The 4,923-nt window shown below is 64.2% G+C and carries 5 protein-coding genes; all 5 read left to right on the plus strand.

Annotation, left to right across the window (positions count from 1 at the left end):
* Positions 1-791 precede the first annotated feature (791 nt).
* A complete protein-coding gene (locus KVY23_RS24660; RefSeq protein ID WP_003862069.1) occupies positions 792-1,058 on the plus strand; it encodes an SHOCT domain-containing protein in 267 nt (88 codons plus the stop codon).
* Entirely contained in the window at positions 1,055-2,536 is a 1,482-nt protein-coding gene (locus KVY23_RS24665) for a multicopper oxidase family protein (RefSeq protein ID WP_096905124.1), read from the plus strand. Before KVY23_RS24660 ends, KVY23_RS24665 begins: the two co-directional genes overlap by 4 nt.
* 65 nt (positions 2,537-2,601) lie before the next feature.
* Positions 2,602-3,903 (plus strand): APC family permease, encoded by a 1,302-nt coding sequence (locus KVY23_RS24670; protein ID WP_206499037.1) that lies wholly within the window; start codon positions 2,602-2,604, stop codon positions 3,901-3,903.
* 236 nt (positions 3,904-4,139) lie between these two features.
* Positions 4,140-4,382 (plus strand): DUF2892 domain-containing protein, encoded by a 243-nt coding sequence (locus KVY23_RS24675; RefSeq protein WP_076599981.1) that lies wholly within the window; start codon positions 4,140-4,142, stop codon positions 4,380-4,382.
* Entirely contained in the window at positions 4,379-4,690 is a 312-nt protein-coding gene (locus KVY23_RS24680; RefSeq protein WP_003862073.1) for a hypothetical protein, read from the plus strand. The genes KVY23_RS24675 and KVY23_RS24680 overlap by 4 nt, the downstream gene beginning before the upstream one ends.
* The last annotated feature ends 233 nt before the right edge of the window (positions 4,691-4,923 follow it).

The following is a 4,923-nucleotide window of genomic DNA, read 5'->3' on the forward strand; positions in this document are numbered from 1 at the left end:
GAGGGCAGCAGGGGCTCTATCCGCTCCCACTGCTCGTCGGTGAACTGGCGAAATCGTGACTTCGTCTGTCCCATACGGCCACGGTCTCGCGGGTCACCGCTCAGCTATGGGAGACACGCCCTAAACGGGCCCTTCACTATGAAGGGCCACTAAACGATGCCGAGCTGTAGTTTCTGCGAACTCACCCTTCCCCAAATTTCCCCCATCTTCGAGGGCACGAGGGTTCTCCACCATGGTCTCGATCGTTCCAGCCTGTCCTGAGTGTCAGCTCGCCAGCGGAAATTCTTGATCAGACCTCCACCTGATCTCCACACAAATACGCGGGCGTACCGGCCAATGTGGAACTCGACCGGAAGACAGGGGCGCGGTATGGAGTGGGCGAGTGTAACCGTGGTGGCCATTGGCCTGGGCGTGTTCTGGGCCAGCGTGCTCTGCCTCATTGTCGCCCTGACAGGGACCGCTCCCCAGGCGTGAGACACCCAGGGACCAATCGATGGGTGAGCCGGGTTCAACCACCTACCCCACATACCCCATAGGGGTATAATTGGAGGTGTTCCAGTGAGCACCAGCAACGAATATGAAGAGGAGAAGATGTCTATCCAGCCTCGCAGTAACCTTCCGTTGGAAGCGATCGCTGAATCCTGCACGTGCTGCTCCACACCCAGACCCTCGGTGCCGATGCCGATCCACGGTCTCCAGACCGACCGCCACGCCCCGCACCCGGCGCCACCACCCCCCAGACACCGGCGGGCCACACGCTCGGGACTGAGAAGTAGCGAAGGACGATCGCGATGATGTGGAACAACGGGATGGGTTCGGGAATGGGCTGGATGTGGATCTTCTGGCTCTTGGTCATTCTGGGCACGGTGGTGGTCACCGTCGTCCTGGCGAAAGCGTTCACCGGCGGCCGGGGCCAGACCGGAGGGCATGAGCATGTCAAAACCGGGGAACGCCCGCGCCAGCCGCGAGAGATCCTGGACGAACGCTACGCCCGTGGAGAGCTAACCACCGAGGAGTACCGGGAGCGACTACACACTCTGGGCGAGGGACGGCAGTGAGCGAGCTGACCCGACGGCAGCTCCTCGCACTGGGTTTGGCAGGGGCCGGCACCGCCGCCGTGGGCGGGGCCGGCCTGTGGTGGACCGTCAGTGAGGGCAACACCACGAACAGTGGTGGCTTCTCCGACGGTGGTGACGACCTTCTCGAGCCGGACGTGGTGGCCAGTCGGGACGGTGTGCTCGATCTGGAGTTGGTCGCCGCCCCCGCCCGGGTCAAGATCGGCGGGCGAAACGCAAACGTGCAGGCGTTCAACGGCACACTCCCAGGCCCCACCCTGCGCGTTCGGGGCGGAGACACGATCCGAGTGGCGATTGCCAACGAACTCGACACCCCGACCAACCTGCACGTACACGGGTTGCACGTCTCCCCCGAGGGCAATGGCGACAACCCCTTCGTCAGCATCTCCCCCGGCGAGTCCTTCGACTACGAAATCGTCCTGCCAAACGACCACCCGCCCGGGACTTTCTGGTACCACCCCCACCACCACGGCCATGTCGCTGACCAACTGGCGGCCGGACTCTACGGAGCGATCGTTGTTGAGGACCCCGAGCCGGTCCCGGTGTCCCGTGAGCGCACCTTGGTCGTCTCCGACATCACCCTCGACGGCACTGGCAACCCGGCTGCCGCGTCCCCGCCCGAGAAGATGATGGGCCGTCAAGGCGAGATAGTGATGGTCAACGGCCAGGTTCGGCCCCGGGCCACCGCTTCGCCGGGAGAGCGAGAGCAGTGGCGGATCGTCAACGCCTGCCCGTCCCGCTACCTGCGCCTGACCCTGGATGGTCAGTCTCTGCGCCTGCTCGGCCGTGACACCGGCCGCCTACCCGAACCTGTCGACCTCACCGAGGTGACGCTGGCTCCCGGAAACAGAGTCGAACTCCTGGTGGACGCTCGCCAGGGCACCTCCACTCTGCTCAGCATCCCGGTGGACCGCGGCGCCATGCCTGGCATGATGGGCGGACCCATGGCCGGTGCGTTCCCGGCGGACGACGAGCCGATCGGTCTGCTCACGCTGGACGTGACTGGGCCCCCGGCGGACGAACCCGATCCCGTGCCCGCAGGACCGGCCCTGCGGGACCTGCGCACCGCACCGGTAACTGCCCGTCGAACCCTGGAATTCGCCATGGGCATGGGCATGGGCCGTGGGATGCGCGGAGCCGAATCGATGATGTCGTTCACCATCAACGGCCGACAGTTCGACGCCGACCGAAACGACATCACGGTTCGCGCCAGAACTGTGGAGGAATGGACCCTGACCAACACCAGCCCCATGGACCACCCAATGCACCTGCACGTGTGGCCCATGCAAGTCCTCGACGACGGCGAGTCACCCACCTGGCAGGACGTGGTCAACATTCCGGCCTTCGGCCGCGTCACCATCCGCGTGGCCTTCGACGACATCGTCGGCCGCACCGTCTACCACTGTCACATCCTCGACCACGAGGACCTCGGCATGATGGGCACGATCCTGGCCCGCTAAACTCGGCGCACCCGACCGCAAGCACACCGCCAACCCCGCCCGACGAGAAGAAAGTACGGTACCGCATGGATCGCAGCGCCCAGTCCTCGAACTCACTGACCCTCACTGGATCCGTTGCGCTCGGGACGGGGGTGATGATCGGGGCGGGCATTTTCGCCCTGGTAGGGCAGGTCGCCGAGCTGGCCGGGGGGTGGATGCCGTGGGCCTTCCTTGCCGGGGCAGTGGTGGTGGCCTTCAGCTCCTACTCCTACATCCGCTACTCAGCCACCAACCCTTCCTCGGGCGGAATCGCGATGCAACTCAAAGCCGCGTATGGACCCGGGGTCGTGGCTGGCTCGGTTTCGCTGTTCATGTACGTGTCGATGATCCTCGCCGAGTCCCTTCTCGGCCGAACCTTCGGTACCTACATGCTGCGACCGTTCGGGATGCAGGACTCCGACGTGTGGGTCCCGGTGCTGGCCGTCCTCGCCATCGCCGGCGCCGCACTGGTGAACCTGGTGGGCAACCAACTAGTGGAGCGCTCTGCCACGGTCACCGCAGCGCTCAAGATCGTCGGCATCGCGGTGCTGGCGATCGCGGGAATCCTCGCCGCGGGACTCTCCTCCCTGCCCCGGCTCATTACCGCCGCTGGACGCACGCCACCAGACCAGGGATGGGTGGGCTTTCTCGCCGGTGTCACCCTATGCATCCTGGCGTACAAGGGGTTCACCACGATCACCAACCACGGCGGGGATCTGAAGAACCCCAAGCGCAATATCGGCCGCTCAATCATTATTTCCATCGCCCTGTGCACGGCGCTCTATCTATTGATCACCGTCGCAGTCACTGCGAGCCTGACCGTGCCAGAGATCATCGAGGCCCGCGACTACGCACTGGCCGAAGCAGCCCAGCCGATGTTCGGCGACTGGGGCATGAGAATAACCGTGCTTATCGCGGTGGTCGCCACACTGTCTGGACTGATCGCGAGCCTATTCTCAGTCTCGAAGCTCTACGACATGCTCCGAGAAATGGGCCAAGCCCCGGGCCTGCCCGGCCGGCCAGGACATCAGTCGCTCTACATCACCGCCGGGCTGGCGATCGTGATGGCCGCCTTCTTCGACCTCTCCCAGATCGCCTCCCTTGGCGCTATCTTGTATTTGGCCATGGACATTGCCATCCACTTCGGGATCATCCGCCGTCTCAAAAACGACGTCGCCGCCAACTCCTGGATCCCGTTGCTCGCGATCATCCTTGACCTCGCGGTACTGGTGCCCTTCCTGCTCACCAAGAGCCAATCGGACCCGTTCACCCTCGTCACCACCGCGCTAGTGGCCCTAGCCATCGTCCTCGCCCAGTGGCTCGCCGTGCGACACCACCAACACCAGTGAGAACACAGAGCACACCAGAGACTCCAACCAACCCAGCGCGATTCAGGCCGCACGACGCGCGTCCGCTGAGCGCGTTGAGGCGCGCATCTCCCCACACTTGTGGCACACGCCGTACCGGCTTCACCGAACCTTCACGTGAAGGACAGTTCGTCCTTCACAAACACTTGGCAGATTGGGGGTGTACCGATCAATGGTCCCGTGCACTCGGGGCTGGATCGAGCACCCAGGAGGAAACGATGCAGGCGAGATGGAGTATCAACATCACCCCTATCGAAAGGGGCGCTCGCATCGTGTTGGGTCTTCTCGGTGTCGTTGGCGGAGGAATTCTGCTCAGCCAGGCGGACTCCACGGGCGCGGTGATCGTGGAGCTGTTGTTGATCGTGGCTGGTCTGGACCTGATCGTCACTGGTGGGACCGGGCACTGTCCACTGTACAAAAAATTGGGCCGCCTCCCGCTTCGGAAAGGACACCCCTCATGAGCGAGCAATCACCCCAGGAGCGACGGCGCCAGCCACTAGACGCGCCCCCTGATCAGCCCCCCGTTGCGGGGTCGGCTTCCCCCTACAGCGATGGGCCTCTGGAAGAGCAGTACCCGCCCGAGCCCTCGAAGCCCGGACGCTCCGGTCATCGTTGGATGATGCTCGCGTGTTGTGTCCCGATGCTCGTTCTTGTCGGGGTCCTGCTGGTGACCGGGGTCGCAGGCACCGGAGTGATCGTGTTTGGCGCGCTGTGCGTGGCGATGATGGGCCTGATGATGTTCGCAATGCCCGGTGGCCACGGCCATTAACCCGCCACTACACGCTCCTGGGATCCAATCGGCTCAGCATTGAACCGACCAGGAGCGAGCACGACGCGATTTCCAAGGCTGGAGGACACCGAGATGGCTGCAGCGGCCACTAGGGCGTGTCTCCCATAGCTGAGCGGTGACCCGCGAGACCGTGGCCGTATGGGACAGACGAAGTCACGATTTCGCCAGTTCACCGACGAGCAGTGGGAGCGGATAGTGCCCCTGCTGCCCTC

The organism is Rhodococcus sp. I2R, assembly GCF_020889545.1.
Classification (GTDB): Bacteria; Actinomycetota; Actinomycetes; order Mycobacteriales; family Mycobacteriaceae; genus Rhodococcoides.